13 protein-coding genes are annotated in these 15,366 nt (G+C 63.1%); 2 read left to right on the top strand and 11 right to left on the bottom strand.

Annotation, left to right across the window (positions count from 1 at the left end):
• Positions 1-22: 22 nt before the first annotated feature.
• The gene (locus KZJ38_RS24440; protein WP_219802270.1) at positions 23-1,699 is read right to left on the bottom strand and encodes a type II toxin-antitoxin system Phd/YefM family antitoxin; all 1,677 of its coding nucleotides are present in this window, start codon (positions 1,697-1,699) and stop codon (positions 23-25) included.
• A gap of 192 nt (positions 1,700-1,891) precedes the next feature.
• On the opposite strand from KZJ38_RS24440, the gene KZJ38_RS24435 reads away from it, so the two are divergent.
• Positions 1,892-2,776, top strand: a complete 885-nt coding sequence (locus KZJ38_RS24435) for a hypothetical protein (protein WP_246641983.1) — start codon at positions 1,892-1,894, stop codon at positions 2,774-2,776.
• A gap of 141 nt (positions 2,777-2,917) precedes the next feature.
• On the opposite strand, the gene KZJ38_RS24430 is transcribed toward KZJ38_RS24435, so the two are convergent.
• The 7 genes from KZJ38_RS24430 to gspG form a co-directional block, all read right to left on the bottom strand.
• Positions 2,918-3,922, bottom strand: a complete 1,005-nt coding sequence (locus KZJ38_RS24430; RefSeq protein ID WP_219802269.1) for a FecR family protein — start codon at positions 3,920-3,922, stop codon at positions 2,918-2,920.
• Between the two features lie 11 nt (positions 3,923-3,933).
• Complete coding sequence (locus KZJ38_RS24425) at positions 3,934-4,488, bottom strand: RNA polymerase sigma factor (protein ID WP_219802268.1); 555 nt, start codon at positions 4,486-4,488, stop codon at positions 3,934-3,936.
• 5 nt (positions 4,489-4,493) lie between these two features.
• Positions 4,494-5,249 carry a secretin and TonB N-terminal domain-containing protein gene (locus KZJ38_RS24420; protein ID WP_219802267.1) on the bottom strand — a complete coding sequence of 252 codons (756 nt, stop codon included), beginning with the start codon at positions 5,247-5,249 and terminating at the stop codon, positions 4,494-4,496.
• Between the two features lie 247 nt (positions 5,250-5,496).
• On the bottom strand, positions 5,497-6,009 hold the full coding sequence (gene gspM, locus KZJ38_RS24415) for a type II secretion system protein GspM (RefSeq protein ID WP_219802265.1): 513 nt from the start codon (positions 6,007-6,009) through the stop codon (positions 5,497-5,499).
• Complete coding sequence (gene gspL / locus KZJ38_RS24410) at positions 5,973-7,607, bottom strand: type II secretion system protein GspL (protein WP_219802264.1); 1,635 nt, start codon at positions 7,605-7,607, stop codon at positions 5,973-5,975. The genes gspM and gspL overlap by 37 nt, the downstream gene beginning before the upstream one ends.
• 100 nt (positions 7,608-7,707) lie before the next feature.
• Positions 7,708-8,175, bottom strand: coding sequence for a GspH/FimT family pseudopilin (locus tag KZJ38_RS24405; protein ID WP_246641982.1), 468 nt, complete (start codon positions 8,173-8,175; stop codon positions 7,708-7,710).
• 121 nt (positions 8,176-8,296) lie between these two features.
• The gene (gspG, locus tag KZJ38_RS24400) at positions 8,297-8,680 is read right to left on the bottom strand and encodes a type II secretion system major pseudopilin GspG (protein WP_246642146.1); all 384 of its coding nucleotides are present in this window, start codon (positions 8,678-8,680) and stop codon (positions 8,297-8,299) included.
• A gap of 277 nt (positions 8,681-8,957) precedes the next feature.
• On the opposite strand from gspG, the gene KZJ38_RS24395 reads away from it, so the two are divergent.
• Positions 8,958-9,395 (top strand): general secretion pathway protein GspC, encoded by a 438-nt coding sequence (locus KZJ38_RS24395; RefSeq protein ID WP_219802262.1) that lies wholly within the window; start codon positions 8,958-8,960, stop codon positions 9,393-9,395.
• 83 nt (positions 9,396-9,478) lie between these two features.
• Here KZJ38_RS24395 and gspF read toward each other — a convergent pair whose 3' ends face one another.
• From gspF to gspD, 3 genes are read right to left on the bottom strand one after another with little or no spacing between them, the layout of a single operon-like run.
• On the bottom strand, positions 9,479-10,696 hold the full coding sequence (gene gspF / locus KZJ38_RS24390) for a type II secretion system inner membrane protein GspF (RefSeq protein WP_219802260.1): 1,218 nt from the start codon (positions 10,694-10,696) through the stop codon (positions 9,479-9,481).
• A gap of 1 nt (position 10,697) precedes the next feature.
• Positions 10,698-12,200: a type II secretion system ATPase GspE gene (gene gspE, locus KZJ38_RS24385; RefSeq protein ID WP_219802259.1), complete on the bottom strand. Its 1,503-nt coding sequence runs from the start codon at positions 12,198-12,200 to the stop codon at positions 10,698-10,700.
• Positions 12,197-14,878, bottom strand: a complete 2,682-nt coding sequence (gene gspD / locus KZJ38_RS24380; protein ID WP_219802257.1) for a type II secretion system secretin GspD — start codon at positions 14,876-14,878, stop codon at positions 12,197-12,199. Before gspD ends, gspE begins: the two co-directional genes overlap by 4 nt.
• Positions 14,879-15,366: the final 488 nt, after the last annotated feature.

The raw sequence follows: 15,366 nt of genomic DNA, 5'->3' as shown, positions 1-15,366 counted from the left end.
ACCTAACCCCGTACTCGCTAACTCAATTCACCGACGTCTTGCGCGGCGGCTCACGCAGATCGCTCGCCGCGCTCGCATATCCACCGAGCGCAAGCCGGTCGAGACTGCTTTCGCGAATCTCCGCCTTCATCCGGTTCCACTCTTCGACGGAAATCAGAAACGCGATCGCCTGCCCGTACTTCGTGACCATCACCGGCGCTTCCACGGCATCGCGCAATGCCTTCGACGGATTGCTGCTGAAGTCGCGCGTCGCCATCGCCACCGCGCGTTGCTCGGCAAGCGGTTCGGTATCGAGCTCGACCTTGCGTCGCTCGCAGCCCATCAGCACATCGACCGTTGCGGCGCACATCATCTGCGCGGTCACGGCCGGCACTTTCGCTTCGCGCTGCTGCTTGCGCGTGCTGCGCGGATCGACATGCGCGGCAATCGCATCGACGAGCGGTGCGAGTTCATGCGGCGACATGCGGTCGTAGCGCTGCCACTGATCTTCCGCGAGCGCCACCATCATCCCCGCATAGGTCGCGCTAACACCGCACGCGACATGCGACGGCAACCGTTCGAATTCGCGCTCGCTCAATTCCTGCTGCGCACTGACCACCCGAACGATCGCGCTCAACACGTTGTACGCAAACGCGGCTACACCGAAGGTCAACAGCGCGGCGCGCGGTGGCCCGGCTGAAATCATTTCGCCGTTGAAAACAGGCTCGAGCGGCACCGGTAGCGTCGCGCTCCAATGACGGCACGACAGACGCGCGATCTCCTGCGCATCGAGCTGCGCGGCAGGTACATTGGTCAGAATGCGAATTACGCGTTCGCCGTCTTCATTGCTGCGATCGAGCCGCAATTCGATGCGCCTGAACACAATCGATGCGCCGAGTTCATCGGCAATGCTCACCGGCTGCTCATACACCACGCCCGTTTCGATGCGCCCTTTTTCCACGAGGCTATCGAGCTCGCGATGCTCGGGCGTGCAGCCATGCTCCTGCACGATAAACGCGCTGCCGCGACGCGGCCAGCCATTGAGAATCGCGCGCGTGCTGAAGCGGCGGTCGACAATCCATAGCTCGCCGGGCTGCACCGAATCGAGCAGCGAACCCGTGATCGCGCGTTCATGCGCGTCGTCGCGCTCGCACGGCACGAGGTCGACGATCATCGCGAGATCGGGGTCGTAGACAATCAGCGATTGCGCGGCCAGCGCGGCGCCGCGCAGCGCATTGAGCGGCGTCACGACCGGCGCGCAGCCGTCCGGCCCGGGCGCGCATTTCGTCCCGGCCGGCAAATGGCTGCTATGCAAGACGCGCAAGCGATAACCGTGCACGGTCGCCGGTAAGGCGCGCTGCGGCGTCTGCGCAAGCTCGCACAGACGCTGCGCGCTGTCGCGCACGAGCGCGCGGCCCCAGCCCGAACGCGTGCGGCTGATCCGGTCGTGCAGCGCGGTGATCGACACCGGCCATTCACGCTGAAGCTGCGGTACGTGCGCCACGTGTGACGCGCGCGCGTCGCTCGACGGGCGTCGCAATCGGGCCGAGAGCGTCGACATCACCTCGACGGTGGTGCCGAACAGCGTCTCGCGTAACAACAGGCTGCCGCGCACGTCGACCTGTTCGAACAGATCGGCGACCCACTGCGCGTCGAGCGCGCATTGCAGCATCAGGCGCGCCATCAAGGTCATCGGGCTATGCTCAACAAAGCGTTGCATCACTGCGCGTATCACGTTATCGCCTCGTCTTTGTCTGGTGAAGCATGCGAATACACTGACACTGCCTGTTCACGTTGCCTGAATTGCCTTCACACCACCGGCGCCGCCGGCCTCTACTGATTGACCACCATTGACGATTCGTTTTCAGCGACTCAGCATCGTGACTGAGCGGACCGTCCTGGAGGAACCTGCATGTTCGTCGACCCACGCGTGGCACACGGCCGCGCGAAATTCGAACTCAACCGCTCGCCCCGCATGTTTGCCGACGAACGCCGCGACAAGCTGACCGAAATCGTCATGAAAAGCCTCGACGACTTCACAGGCGCGTCGACGCGTCGTTCACTGATGCGCATGCTGTCGCATCAGGTCGCGCCGAAGCTCGAGCGTCTCGGCCTCGAGCCGTATGTCGGCGCGTTCGGCAACACCGAAGGCCTCTACGTCAACTTCGCGACGATGAGCGCCGAACACGGCCTGCGCGAATTCCAGCTGCAAGTCACTGTGCCCGACCTCGTGCTCACGAGTTTTTCATCGACCGCCATCAAACCGCATGCCGTCGCGCGCTGCATGCAGCGCAACGGCGTCATGTCGCTCGACGGCATCGAGCGCGAAACCGGCGCTGCATTCGTCTTCGCGCGCGCACTGCGTGCGCTTGCCCAACTCGAACAATGGAAGCAGGCCGTCGCGCCGACCGCGAACGGCCTTTTTGTCGGCGACGTGGTCGACAACGGCGACTTCCATCTCAAGACCTACCTGCGTCCATCGTCGAACGGGCGTGCTTCGCGGTGGAGCGGCGTCTTTGACCTGTTCTCCACCATGCCCGTTTGGACTCTCTCTCAGATTCATGACGGCAGCGATCTACTGCACTGGATGATCGACGAGATCGTCGCCTTGCGTAAAAGCGCCGCGCTCGCCGAGCGTTTTCCATTTCTGCTCAAGCCCTACGAAAGCGCCGACGATCCGCTCGATGCCGCGTGGCACGCCGCACCGGGTGCGGCGCAGCCTGCGGCGAGCGGAGACGCGCCGTCCTTGCCACCCGCTACGGGCAGCAATGAGGAAGAATCGCGTCGTACGACTTGAACGCTTTGAAGAGGGCCTACATAGACAAGGTCGAAAGCACGCGGCAAAACCCGCAGACTTTTCAGCAGGCACCGTGTTGGGGCCAAGGTTGGGACTTTCGACAGACGGGAAATAGAAGGAACAAAGACGGAACAAACGGGACTAGCTCAGCAGCACGATATTGCCGGGCAGCTGCGTGATATGCGCGCCGTAGAGCTTGCCGAGCATGCCGACTACATCATCGAGCTTCGCGATCGGGAATTGCGCCTGGATGCGGTTATCGCCAAGCGATGCATTGCGCAGAATGATCTTGCCGGGCCGGTAGCGATTGATCTCGTCGACCACCTGCGCGAGCGGCACGCCGTTGAACACCAGCACGCCGCGCCGCCACGACGTGATGACGGACGGATCGACCGCGGACACCGTCTGCACATCGCGATCGTCATAGACGATCTGCTGCGACGGCTGCAGCACCATGCGCCGGCGCGGATGCTCGAACGCGACCGTACCTGAGATACACGTCACGCACACCTGGCCGCCCACGCGCTTGATATCGAAGCGCGCGACCTCCGCCTGCATCTTGCCCTTGCCGGCCACCACCACGACCGTGCGCATTGGGCCGGCATAGCCAGCCGGCGGCTGCGAAGCAACGATCTCCGCTTCGCCCGCGACGAGCTCGACGCCATGCATCGTGTCCTGCGCGGGCAGCCGGTCCATGCGGGTCTGCGTATTCATTTCGATGGCCACGCGGTCCGACAACACGACACGGCGCTGTTCGCCGGTGCCCGTGCGCCAGTCGGCCGCGAAGTCGCCGAGCGCGGGCCACAGCTGCATCGGCGGCTTGATTGCGAGCCACGATGCGCCCGCAGCAATGGCGAAGCCAACGAACGCGCGCCGGCCGGGACGCAGCGGATGCGCCACGCGGCTGCGGGCATGGCCGCGCCACGCGCTACCGTTGGCACGCTCTTCCTCGGCGATTTCCGCAGCCGCGCTGCGCAACGACGTCCACGTGCCGCGCAACAGCTGCGCGGTTTGCGGGTTCGTCTCGCACCACTGCGCGAACGCCTGCTTTTCGTCCTCGCTCGCGTCGCCGGAGCGCAAACGGACGAGCCACGCACTGGCTTGTGCGAGGACGTCGGTCGCGTCATCGGCGTCGGGCTTGTTCATTGGCAACGTGTTCAAAATTTTCTCGGGCCGGCAGTCGATCCCGCATACGGATCGCCGGCTTCCTGCATGCGCTTCAGGCAATATTTCATTGCCGCACTCAATTCGCTTTCGACGAGGCGCAGCGAAATGCCGAATTCCTCGGCAATTTCACGGTTCAACTGCCCGTCCACGCGGGCGGCCAGCAGAATCGCGCGGCGCCGCGGCGTCAAGCCACGCAGAATATCCTTCAGCGCTTCGACTTTGCGGCGTGCAGCTACGATCCGTTCCGGGTCCGCAAGTTCATCCGGCAATTCGAGCAACAGCTCGCCATCGTCTTCATCGTGCTCGTGGCGCCGCTCGCGGCGATGCTGATCGATCACGACGTTATTGGCCATGCCGAGCAGATATGCATCGGCATTCGCGACCGGCGTCGCGATGTTCGCGCTTTCGAGGCGCAGCCATGTTTCATGCAAGGCATCGGCGGCGCCGTCTTTCGAACCCGTTACGCGCTCGAGCCGCTTGGCCAGATACGAATAACGCGAGACGAGCAGCTTCCTTAGTGCCTGCGCACGACTGGTGTCGGACATGGCCCCTAACCTCGCTTTTCCGCCGGCGGGCAATTGATATGCACGCCATTACCGGACGGCCGTAACAAAATCGTCACGGGTTCGGGCAGTCCGGGCGGCGGCGCCGCATCGAACTTCAGTTTGCGCAGCGCCGCTTCGATCGCCGCATCGCGCCGCAGCGAACCGCTCGATGCGATCAGTTCCGTCGCGCTGACGGCGCCGCTATCGTCGATGCGCATTTGCGCGACGAGCCGGTAATTGCCGGGGCGCGTCGTGTCCTGTGCACACAAGGCGTCGGTCAGGCGCTCCTGAATCATCGCCGCATAGGCGCGCTGTTCGCCGTCTTCGCCGAGGCCGTCTACCGGCAGCGCGATCGGCAATGGTTGCGTCTGCACCGATCCGGACGCCGTAACATCGGGCGCGGCAGGCGTGGTCCGCGCGACGATCATCGCTTCGTCGAGACCCGAGAAATCGGCTTGCAGACCGGTGCCTTCGAGCACGCGCGTCAGCGCGTCGTGTGGCGCGAAGTCACCGCTCACTGCGGCGCTCGTCCTTCCTTCAAGCAGCGGTGCGGGCGCAAGCAATACCATCTCGGTCATGCGACCGAAGGCCTGAAGCGTCAACGCGAGCGGCTGTGCGGGAAGTTCGAAATGCATGGTTCTTGCGGACTGACTCCGGACAGATTCCGCGTCCTGTGCCTGCGCGCCGCGCATCAGCAGCGCGCACAGCATGAGACATGCGACCAGCGTGACGACACTGGTCGTTGCCCGGGAATCTGTCATGAATGAAAAGCCGGAAATGAGGGGACGGCGTGCCATGCCGTCGCTGCGACCGCGACATAAATGTCGACAGTGCCGCTGGACGACGTATCGTATGTACTGAATGTGACAATCAGAAGTCAACGAATGAGGCGTTTTGACGTGGTTCGCATAGTGGGACGAAGTATCGGCGCGGGCCGATAGGCGAGCCGACGGGTGGGCCGAAGTGCGGGCCGAATTGAGGGCCGATCTCTTAGTCGGCCGCACGATGTCATTGCTCCAGCGTCGGTTGTAGCGCGGCCGAAATCGTGACCTGGCCGGGCTTGTCTTCAGCGCTCGCGCGCACGCTGATTACGCGCACGTGGTCGTCGCGGCGCACCTGGTCGAGCCATGTCATCCAGGTGGCGAACGGCACGCCTTTCGCGTCGATCTGCACGCCTTTGCCGAGCACGGTCAGTTTCGCGTCCGCTATGCCGGTTTGCTGCAGCGATGAATCGAGCGCGTCGCGCAAGGCCGAGCCGGTCGGCGCGCGACGCGCGGCGGCGGCTTTCAGATGACGCGCCTGTTCGACCTGCGCGCGGATATCGGCAAGTTGCGTTTCGATTTGCGGCAGGCTCGCGGCGATTTGCGCGCGGCCGTCGAAGGCCGGCTCCCACAGCACGTTGTAGATGATCGCGGCTAACGCGACCGAACCGCCGGCAAGCAGCAGCTTTTGCTCGCGTGGCGGGCGCTCGGCAAACCAGCTTTTTAGCGGGATGAGCGCTGTGCGGATTTGATTGACCATTTGCCGTTGTCCTCCTGTGCGGACAGGCCCTGCGCGGCGAGTCGCCGCGTGAGGCCGTCGGTGTCGACGGTCGTGCCCGGTTTGAACGTGACGTCGAGCGTATTGCTGTTGTAGTCGAGGCCCGCGATCGCGCTCGATGGGATCGAGCCCAGCGCGCGCGACAGGCCTGATGCCAGCACCGCGAAGTCGTCCGTGCGCAATTCGCCGGCCGCGCTGCGCAAACGCGCGAGGCCGACGGCCATTTGCGCGTGCGGGTCGAGAATCACGGTAGCGTCGGGGAAAGCGGATTTGACGAGCTCGGTCATTTGCGCGTTGAGCGCGTCGCGGCGATGGCGCAATTGGAACCATTGCACGTTGATCGCGACGAGCGAGACGATTAGCGCTGTAGCGACCAAGCCGATTGCGATGCGCCAAGGTTTGAGGCCGCCTCCGCCGGCGCGCGAGCGGCCGCCGTTGCCGAACTCGAACTGGCAGAGGTCGAAGCGGCAGGCTAAGGCGTCGCGCGCTAGCGATGGCCAAGGGAGCGTTAGGGCGGCCAGCGGGAAAGCGGTTGAGGTTGACGCGGTGCGCTGAGCGCGGCTGCCCGCGGCGTGTGCTGCCGCGAAATGCGGTTCGTTGCGCGATGCGGCGGTGTGCGTTACGGCTTGGGTCGCGCTTTTGCCCGCGTTTGCAGTGCTATTTGCGGTGCTATTTGCCGCCTGCTCGCCTAATGCTTCGAGCCCTAACGAATATACCACCAGCGGCTGACGCTTCGCCAGTTCGGCGATCGTTGCGTCCAGTTGCGCGGCACGGATCGACATGCCGAAGCCAAGCATGCCCTGGCGCACGGCGATTTCTATGTGCTCTTCGCTGTCGCTGATGATCGTCGTGTCGGCGCTGGCCGCGTCTTCGATCGCTTTGTCGATTGCTTCTATTTCGCTAATGCTATTCGCTTCGGTTTTCAAGCGTCGCCGGATGCTATGCCGCACGATCAGTGCGCTTGCGGCTAAGTCAGTATTCGCTTCGGCTACATTCGCAGCAGCGTTGTTGTTCGAATCTTTGGAAGTACCGTCTTCTTCTTCCGATTGAAATGCGGTGTCGACGTCGCCCGCTTCGACTTTCGCTTCCTCACGCTGCATTTCGCTAGTGGGTTGAGTCGCTGCTTGCGGTGCATCGAGCAACGGAATGCAGTGAATCAACGGCACCGCGCGCAGCTTTCGATGTCCGGCCGCGGCGAACCGCTCGATCACGCCCGCAAACCAGTCGCGGTCGACAATCGCCGCGCATCGCTCGCCTTGCGGATCGGCGTCCGGACCGACTGCAACGTGGCTACCTTGCGCATCCTGAATCAGATGTTCTTCGACAACGTTCGGCAGCACGCGACGCAAATGTGGACCCGTGACCGGCGGCAGATTGACCTTCAGCAGCAGCGTATCGCGCGCGGCGACGACGAGCACTGTGGTCATCGCGCGCGGCAATTCAGCGAGCGAAGCGTGCCCGACTCGCGTGATCTCGCCGCTGCGATCGAGCAATGCGAACGGCAGCGGCATGGCATCGATGCCATCCGCTGAGGCGGCTTGCGCATCAGCAGACGGCAATAGCACGATCAGGCTCGACATAACGAAGCCTCCTCAAGTTCGCACGCACACACGCGCTCACACTCGCATTCGTATTTGCGCTTTCGCTGAACGTAATGCCACGTACGATCGTCTTGCATATTCATGGCCGCCGTACTGCAAAGTTGCCGATGCCGGTGCCGACCACCAGCAGGCTTACGTCACCGGAATGAAGCGTGATCGTCACCGGCACCTCGATACTTTCGTCGCCGAACACGACGCGTTGAATGCCCGCGCCACCGGTATAGTGAATCGACACGCCCGTCACATCGGCATCCCATCGATGCGGACCGAGCACGTCGTCGCTCAACGGCAACCACTTGCCGTTTTCCGCACGCTGAAAGAAGCGATAGCCGCCATCGACCGGCTGCCACGCGATCGATGCCGACCGCACTTGCGCTTCGTCATCCGCGGATTCGAGCAGCGTCGCGAGACGCTGCGCCTCCTCGTTCAGATCAGTGCGCTTATTGCGCGACGGCGCGAGCGCAACAACTGCTATCAACAGCCCCGCAATCATCAGCACGACGAGCATCTCGATCAGCGTGAAGCCGCGCGACGATGCGCGGTGCAATACGCGCCCCGTTCCGCAATGCCGCTGCCCGCTGCCGACTATCCCTAACCGCAAGCGCCGCGGCGCGCGACGCGGCTGCGCGCCGGCTACGAGCGAGCCTTGCCGTAGGCAACGCGTGCGCCTACTGCCACGATCCGATATCGGCATCGTTCGCCTCCCCGCCTGCCTTTCCGTCCGCGCCGTAGCTGAACACGTCGATTTCGCCGTGCACGCCCGGGGCCAGATACTGGTACTGATTGCCCCACGGGTCGTTCGGCAAGCGCTCGAGATAACCGCCTGATTTCCAGTTGTTCGGCACCGGGTCGGTCGTCGGCTTTTCGACGAGCGCGCGCAAGCCCTGTTCGCTCGTCGGATAACGGCCGTTATCGAGCCGGTACAGATTGAGCGCCTGCATCATCGTGCCGATGTCCTGCTTCGCGGCAACACGGCGCGCTTCGTCAGGGCGGCTCATGATCTTCGGCACGATCAGCGCGGCAAGAATGCCGAGAATCGCGATCACGACCATGATTTCGATCAGCGTAAAGCCGCGCTGCGCGCGTGCGCGCCACGTGCGCGATGCGCCTAACGTTCCAGCGCGCGTGCGCGAAAGCACTTGAACCGCTTGTCCTTCAGGCATATTCGAACCAGTCATCACAAGTTCACCCTCTCGTCCAAAAATACGGTTACGCGTTGTGTTGCGTGCGGATGCATGTCACATTGCTCTGCGCGCGGGTCATTCAACTTCAGCCGATGTCGCTTATCTCGATGTCGTTCATACGGTTCAACCAGCGGGAATCCACGCCATGCTTCGCCTCAACTTCACGCATCGGTTCACGTCCTTGCCCTTGCTCGGCACGATCGCAGCCGTTCTGCTGTTCATTGCGGTGCTCGCGTGGTGGGCCCATGTTTTCACGGCGCCCGCTCCTGTCGCTCCCGCGCAGCCCGCGCCGGCCGCCGCGCTCGATACCACTGCCGGCGCAACGCTGTTCGGCGCGCAGCCTGACCAAGGGCCGCGCGATACGGTGCAGCTGCTCGGTGTGCTGTCGTTCGATGCGCATCACGGCGCGGCGGTCGTCAGCATCGGCGGCGAGCCCGCGCGTGTGATCCGCGTGAACGGCAAGATCAACGATTCGACGACGCTTAGCGAAGTGCGCGCGCACTCGATCATCGTCAAGCGCGGCAGCTTGCAGCGCGAGATCTCGCTGCCGGCTGTCGAGAATCCGACTGCGTTCGTGCGCTAGCCATTTGCACGATTCGCCCGATTTGCTGGAAGTGCTCGAAGCCCTTGAAGCGCGGTTCGACGCGTCGTAAGTTGAACCGCGCATTACTGCACCATGTTGTTCAGTTCGATGATCGGCATCATCACCGCGAGCACGATCACGAGCACCACGCCGCCCATCGCGAGAATCAGCAGCGGCTCGAGCAGGCTTGTCAGGAACATCGTGCGGCGTTCGAGTTCGCGCGATTCGCCTTCGGATGCGCGGTCGAGCATCGTCGTGACGTCGCCGGTGGCTTCGCCTGAACGGATCAGGTGCACGAGAACGGGCGGGAATGTCTTCGTATTGCCTAGCGCGCGCGACAGCGATGTGCCTTCGCGCACACGCACGATTGCATCGTCGATATTGGCGCGCATCGCGCGGTTGCTGAGCGTTTCGCCGGCCGCCTGCAGTGCGCGCAGAATCGGCACGCCGGCTGCGGTCAGAATGCCGAGCGTGCTCGCGAAACGCACCGTGTTATAGCCGCGCACGAGCTTGCCGAATAGCGGCGAGGTCAACGCCCATTTGTCGAACGCGAGCCGCGGCCCTGCTTGCTTGAGGATGCCGCGCACGATCCATACCGTTAGCGCCACGCCGATTAGCGCGGCCCACCACCAATGGCGCACGAAGTTCGAAAGCGCGAGCATCGCCACAGTTAAGAACGGCAGCTGCTGCTTTGTGCTGGTAAACACGTTCGCGACTTGCGGCACCACATAGCTGAGCAGGAACGTGACGATGCCGAACGCGATGATCGTCACAACCGTTGGATACGTAAACGCGAGCACGATCTTCTGCTTTAGCGCATTGCTCTGCTCGATATAGTCGGCGAGGCGCGCCAGCACGAGACCGAGCTTGCCTGTATGTTCGCCAGCCGCGACGAGCGCGCGATAAATGTCCGGAAAATCACGCGGATGCTGCGACAACGCATTCGCAAGCGAATGGCCACCGACCACCTCAGAACGGATCGCCGCCATCAACTCGCGCACGTAATCGCGCTCGGCCTGTTCGCTAAGCACGGTCAGTGTTTCGCTAAGCGGTAAACCTGCGATCAACAGACTCGCGAGCTGGCGCGTCAGAATCGCCTGCTCGCGCTGCGACAGCTTGCGGCCCAGCGATAAGCGCTGGCTTCGCTCGCCTTGCGATCGCTGCGCCGCGAGTTCGACGACGAGCGGCGTCAACCCTTGCGCACGCAACTGACTGCGACCCGCTCGCGCGCTGTCCGCATCGAGCACGCCCTTGAGCGTTTTGCCTGCCGTATTGATCGCTTCGTAACGGAATGCCGACATGTCATTCTCCGCCTGTCACCCGCAACACTTCTTCAAGGGACGTGAAGCCCGTCGAGAGCCAACGGTTCGCATCCTCGCGCAAGGTGCGCATGCCCTGCTTGCGGCTTGTCGCGAGGATTTCCGCATCCGATGCGTTGCGGTGAATCAACGATGTGATTGCGTCGTCAACCAGTAGCAGCTCGTAGACGCCGCGCCGTCCTGAATAGCCTGAGTGTCCGCACTTGTCGCAGCCGACGGGATGCCATTGCTTGTGGCCGTCTTCTTCTTTTTCTTCCTTGCACACGGGGCACAGGCGGCGTACGAGACGCTGTGCGAGCACGCCGAGTAACGACGACGCCAGCAGATAGGGCTCGACGCCCATGTCCGTCAGACGCGTGACCGCCGATGCCGCATCGTTCGTATGCAGCGTTGCGAGTACAAGGTGGCCCGTCAGCGAGGCCTGCACCGCGATCTGCGCGGTTTCGAGGTCGCGGATTTCGCCGATCATGATCACGTCCGGATCCTGACGCAGAATCGAACGCAAGGCGCGCGCGAACGTCATGCCGATCCGCTCGTTGACCTGCGTCTGGCCGATGCCCGAGAGATCGTATTCGATCGGGTCCTCGACAGTCATGATGTTGGTCGTGGCCGTTTCGAGGCGCGACATCGATGCGTAAAGCGTCGTCGTTTTACCGGAGCCGGTCGGGCCGGTGACGAGCACGATGCCGTGCGGGCGTCCGATGAGCTTGTCGAACTGACCGAGCGTGTCCTGTGCCATGCCCAGCGCTTCGAGATTCAAACGCGCCGCGTCCTTTTCGAGCAGACGCAGCACCGCGCGTTCGCCGTGACCGGTCGGCAGCGTCGATACGCGCACGTCGACTGGGCGGCCGCCGACGCGCAGCGTAATACGGCCATCCTGCGGCAGGCGTTTTTCCGCGATATCAAGCTGCGCCATGATCTTGATCCGCGAGATCAGCGCGCCGTGCAGCGCTTTCTTGGGCCGCACGACATCGCGCAGCGTGCCGTCGACGCGAAAGCGCACGACCGATGCATTTTCAAAGGGCTCGATATGAATATCGGAAGCCTGCTCGCGCGCCGCCTGTGTAAGCAGCGCGTTGATCATGCGGATGATCGGCGCATCGTCTTCGGACTCGAGCAGATCCTCGACTTCCGGGATGTCCTGCATCAACCGCGACAGATCGACTTCGCCTTCCACTTCGCCGACCACCTGCGCCGCGCTGCCGTCCTGGCGCGAGTACGCGGCGTTGATCGCCTGCGCGAGCTCGTCAGCCGGTACGCACACGAGCGATACCTTCGACAGGTTGCGCGATACCTCGGCAATCGCCGAAATCGGCGTGCGATCGCTGATCCAGACTTCAATCGTGTCGTCGTGCTGATTCGCGATCAGGATCTGACCGTTGCGCGCGAAACCATAGGGCAGCATCCGCGACGGGTCGATCCGCGCAGGTTCGCGTGGTTCGGCAGCGGGCGCGGCGATAGCAGTGAACACGGTTTCGTCCGTCATGGCTGATCCGTTCTTTGGGAATTGCCCGTTGCGGAAGAGAACGAATCGATGAGGGGTGCTGCGGTGGCGTGTTGCGCAGCGGACCCCATCGGCGCGCCGACGGCGACGCTCGATGTGTTGATGTTGTTGCTGTTGCTGCTGTTCGCGTTGGCCGTTGCGTTCGATTCCACAACAGCAGATGCCGCAGGCGCTACGGGAATAGCCTGCGTTTGAGTTTGAGCTTGTGCTCGCGTTTGCAGCGCCTGGGCTGACGCCGCGCCCGATCCATTCGGTGCGTTCAACGTATTCGATGCGCCCGGCGATCCCACCGGATTCCCCGCGCCCGGCGCCGGCCCCGCGGGCACCGCCCCAACCGGCCCACCCGGCGGCGGCGGTGGTGGCGGCGCCGGCCGCGTCATCCGGTTCAGATCGAACAGCCCATCCTGCGCCGGCACGCCTTGCGCAGGCGACGGCGTAAGCGGCGGCAGCACCGGCACATCGTGATCGCGAATGATGCGGTTATCGGTTGGCTGATCGGTGGTCTGCTGCCGCACATAGTCATAGCGGTTCGTCGAAATATCAGCCAGCGTGCGCCCATCGCGAACAATCACAGGCCGCAGGAACACCATCACGTTGGTCTTCGTGCGAGCCTTGTTTTCCGCGCGAAACAGCGAGCCGATCAACGGAATATCGCCAAGCAACGGCACCTTGTTGTTGCCGTCCACGTAGTTGTCCTGGATCAGCCCGCCGAGCACGACGATTTCGCCATCGTCGGACAGCACCGTCGACTGCACCGAGCGCTTGATAATCGTCACGCCGCCCGGATTGTTGATCGACGACTGGTCGACCGACGAGTCTTCCGAATAAATCTGCAGCTTGATCGTGCCGCCCTGCGTGATTTGCGGCTTTACGTGCAACACGATGCCGACGTCCTCGCGATCGAACGTGTTGAACGCGCTGACGTTGCCGCTCGTCACCGTGGTGCCCGTCGCGATCGAACCCGTCTGGATCGGCACATTCGAACCGACCACGATGCGCGCTTCTTCGTTATCGAGCGTGATCAGATTCGGCGACGAAAGAATGCTCGCATCGCTGACCGTCGACAGCGCCTGCACGAGCGCACCGAGCCCGAAGAAATTGCCGAACTGGTGAATAAGCCCGATATTGACGCCGTTGTTCAGCAGCGTGGTGGTCGCGATAGTCGACAGATTCTGCGCAATCGACTGGCCTTGCGCAGTCAAATTGACGATGCCCTGGCTCGTCGGCGGCACGTTGAAGTTCGTTGAACCGTAGAGGATGTTGTTGCCGCCGCTCGACTGCACCGCGCCTTGCCATTGCACGCCGAGATTGGCGGCCGAGGTCGCGCTCATCTCGACGATCATCGCTTCGAGATAGACCTGCGCGCGGCGCACATCGAGCTGGTCGATCACGTTACGCACGTTCTGATAGACGGGCTCGGGCGCGGTAACGACGAGCGAATTCGTCGCGGGGTCCGCCTGAATCAGGCCGTTTGTTCCATTGTCGCTGCCGGGGCCGCCGCCGCGCGCGCCGGCGATCAGTCCGCCTTGGCCACCGGAACCGCCGCTCGCGCCGCTGCCATAGGTCGACCCGCCGCTGCCGCTATCCGACGAGCCGGGCAACGGCGGCACGCCCGCGGTGCCGGTTGACGAAGACGTGCCGCTGCCGCTCGAACCACTGCCACTGCTGCTGTTCTTGCTGCCGAAGCCGCCGTTGCCGTCGTTGAAGCTTTTCGAGCCCTTATCCGAATCGGACGCGCTATCGCCGCCGCCCAAACCGAGCATGCCGCGCAGCACTTTCGCGAGTTCCACCGCGTTCGCGTTCTGCAGTCGCACGACATGCATATTGCCGGGCGTGCGCGTCGGCGCATCGAGCTGCGCGATCAGCGCTTTGGCATCGCGAATGCGGCCCGGATCACTGGCACGCAGCAGCAGCGCGTTGATGCGCGGGTCCGCGGTAACGGACACCTTGAGCGTCGCATCGGTGTTGCCGATGTTGCTCGGGTCGAGCATCTTCTGCACGACCGGCTCGAGGTCGACCGCGCTTTCATGATTGAGCGGCACGACGGCCACTTTCTGCGCCCCGCCTCCGCCGCCGTCGACGCCCGCGATGATGTCCGCGATGCGGCGCACGTTGTCCGCGTAGTCGGTGACGATCAGCGTGTTGTCGGCCGGGTAGGCAGCGATCTGGTTGTTGGGGCTGACGAGCGGCTTCAGCGCGGGCAGCAGGCTGTTTGCGGAGCCATTGCGCAGGCGGAAGACTTGCGTGATGACCTGATCGCCGCGCGCTTTCGGCGTGTTGCCGACGTAGGTGGGGACGCCTTGCAGCTTGGCGTCGGCTTCGGGCACGACCTTGAGGATGCCGCCATCGCGCACGAGCGAGAAGCCTTGCATGCGCAGCGCGGACTCGAGGGTCTTGAGCGCGAGTTCCTTGCTGACAGGGTTATCGGAGACGAGGTTGAGCTGCCCTTTGACGCGCGGGTCGACGATGATCGTGGTGTCGGTGGCGGCGCCGATGGCCTTCGCGACCTGGCTGATATCGACGTTCGAGAAGCTGAGGTTGACCTGCTGCTGCGACTGCGGCTGTGCATGCGCGAGCGGATCCGACAGGAGGCTGAGAACCAGCATCGCGCAGGTGGCGGCAGCGGAGCGACGGCGGAAACGGGAGCGTGTGCGTGTCATAGACCTGAATTCGATGCCGGGCATGCGGCGCGGGCCGATACGGACGCGCAGGCGCGATGCGGCGCGTAACTCGCGAAGCCTTTGCGTTCGATGCGACGCATCTGGATTCGCCGGCAAAGACTAAGCAGCGCACCAGAGCAATTTTGTGACAGGTGTTGCGTAACATTTTGACGCCTGCGTTTTAGGCGCGGTGGGTGTGGTGATTTGTGGTTATTTGAGCGGTTGGATTGGGGTTGGGTTTAAAACGGCCACAGGTTATTTAAATGTTCGATCGTCTAGACGAGTTAAAACAGGTTTAAGGTTTTATGCGGGTCTTCGATAAGATTTATTGCCGAAGTGATTGTTCGATGGCGCTTGTGGTTTGTTTGAACGGGTAAGGCAAGTTGTGGTGCATGCGAAGTTATTGCGCATCGATTGGCGCGTTCGGTCGGCGCGCCGAACCTTACGGGATAAGGTTCGGCGGCTTGCCCAGCAAGACTGCTTGCCGA

Origin of the sequence: Paraburkholderia edwinii, assembly GCF_019428685.1 — a bacterium.
Classification (GTDB): domain Bacteria; phylum Pseudomonadota; class Gammaproteobacteria; order Burkholderiales; family Burkholderiaceae; genus Paraburkholderia; species Paraburkholderia edwinii.
Note: the sequence above shows the minus strand (reverse complement) of the source record. Positions and strands in the feature narration are given on the sequence as shown.

Excerpts from the sequence above, each read along its gene's own strand:
- KZJ38_RS24430 (WP_219802269.1), bottom strand. The coding sequence starts at position 3,922 with ATGAACAAGCCCGACGCCGATGACGCGACCGACGTCCTCGCACAAGCC.
- gspD (WP_219802257.1), bottom strand. The coding sequence starts at position 14,878 with ATGACACGCACACGCTCCCGTTTCCGCCGTCGCTCCGCTGCCGCCACC.
- KZJ38_RS24435 (WP_246641983.1), top strand. The coding sequence starts at position 1,892 with ATGTTCGTCGACCCACGCGTGGCACACGGCCGCGCGAAATTCGAACTC.
- KZJ38_RS24440 (WP_219802270.1), bottom strand. The coding sequence starts at position 1,699 with ATGCAACGCTTTGTTGAGCATAGCCCGATGACCTTGATGGCGCGCCTG.
- KZJ38_RS24420 (WP_219802267.1), bottom strand. The coding sequence starts at position 5,249 with ATGACAGATTCCCGGGCAACGACCAGTGTCGTCACGCTGGTCGCATGT.
- KZJ38_RS24425 (WP_219802268.1), bottom strand. The coding sequence starts at position 4,488 with ATGTCCGACACCAGTCGTGCGCAGGCACTAAGGAAGCTGCTCGTCTCG.
- gspF (WP_219802260.1), bottom strand. The coding sequence starts at position 10,696 with ATGTCGGCATTCCGTTACGAAGCGATCAATACGGCAGGCAAAACGCTC.
- gspG (WP_246642146.1), bottom strand. The coding sequence starts at position 8,680 with ATGGTCGTGATCGCGATTCTCGGCATTCTTGCCGCGCTGATCGTGCCG.
- gspL (WP_219802264.1), bottom strand. The coding sequence starts at position 7,607 with ATGTCGAGCCTGATCGTGCTATTGCCGTCTGCTGATGCGCAAGCCGCC.
- gspE (WP_219802259.1), bottom strand. The coding sequence starts at position 12,200 with ATGACGGACGAAACCGTGTTCACTGCTATCGCCGCGCCCGCTGCCGAA.
- KZJ38_RS24395 (WP_219802262.1), top strand. The coding sequence starts at position 8,958 with ATGCTTCGCCTCAACTTCACGCATCGGTTCACGTCCTTGCCCTTGCTC.
- gspM (WP_219802265.1), bottom strand. The coding sequence starts at position 6,009 with ATGGTCAATCAAATCCGCACAGCGCTCATCCCGCTAAAAAGCTGGTTT.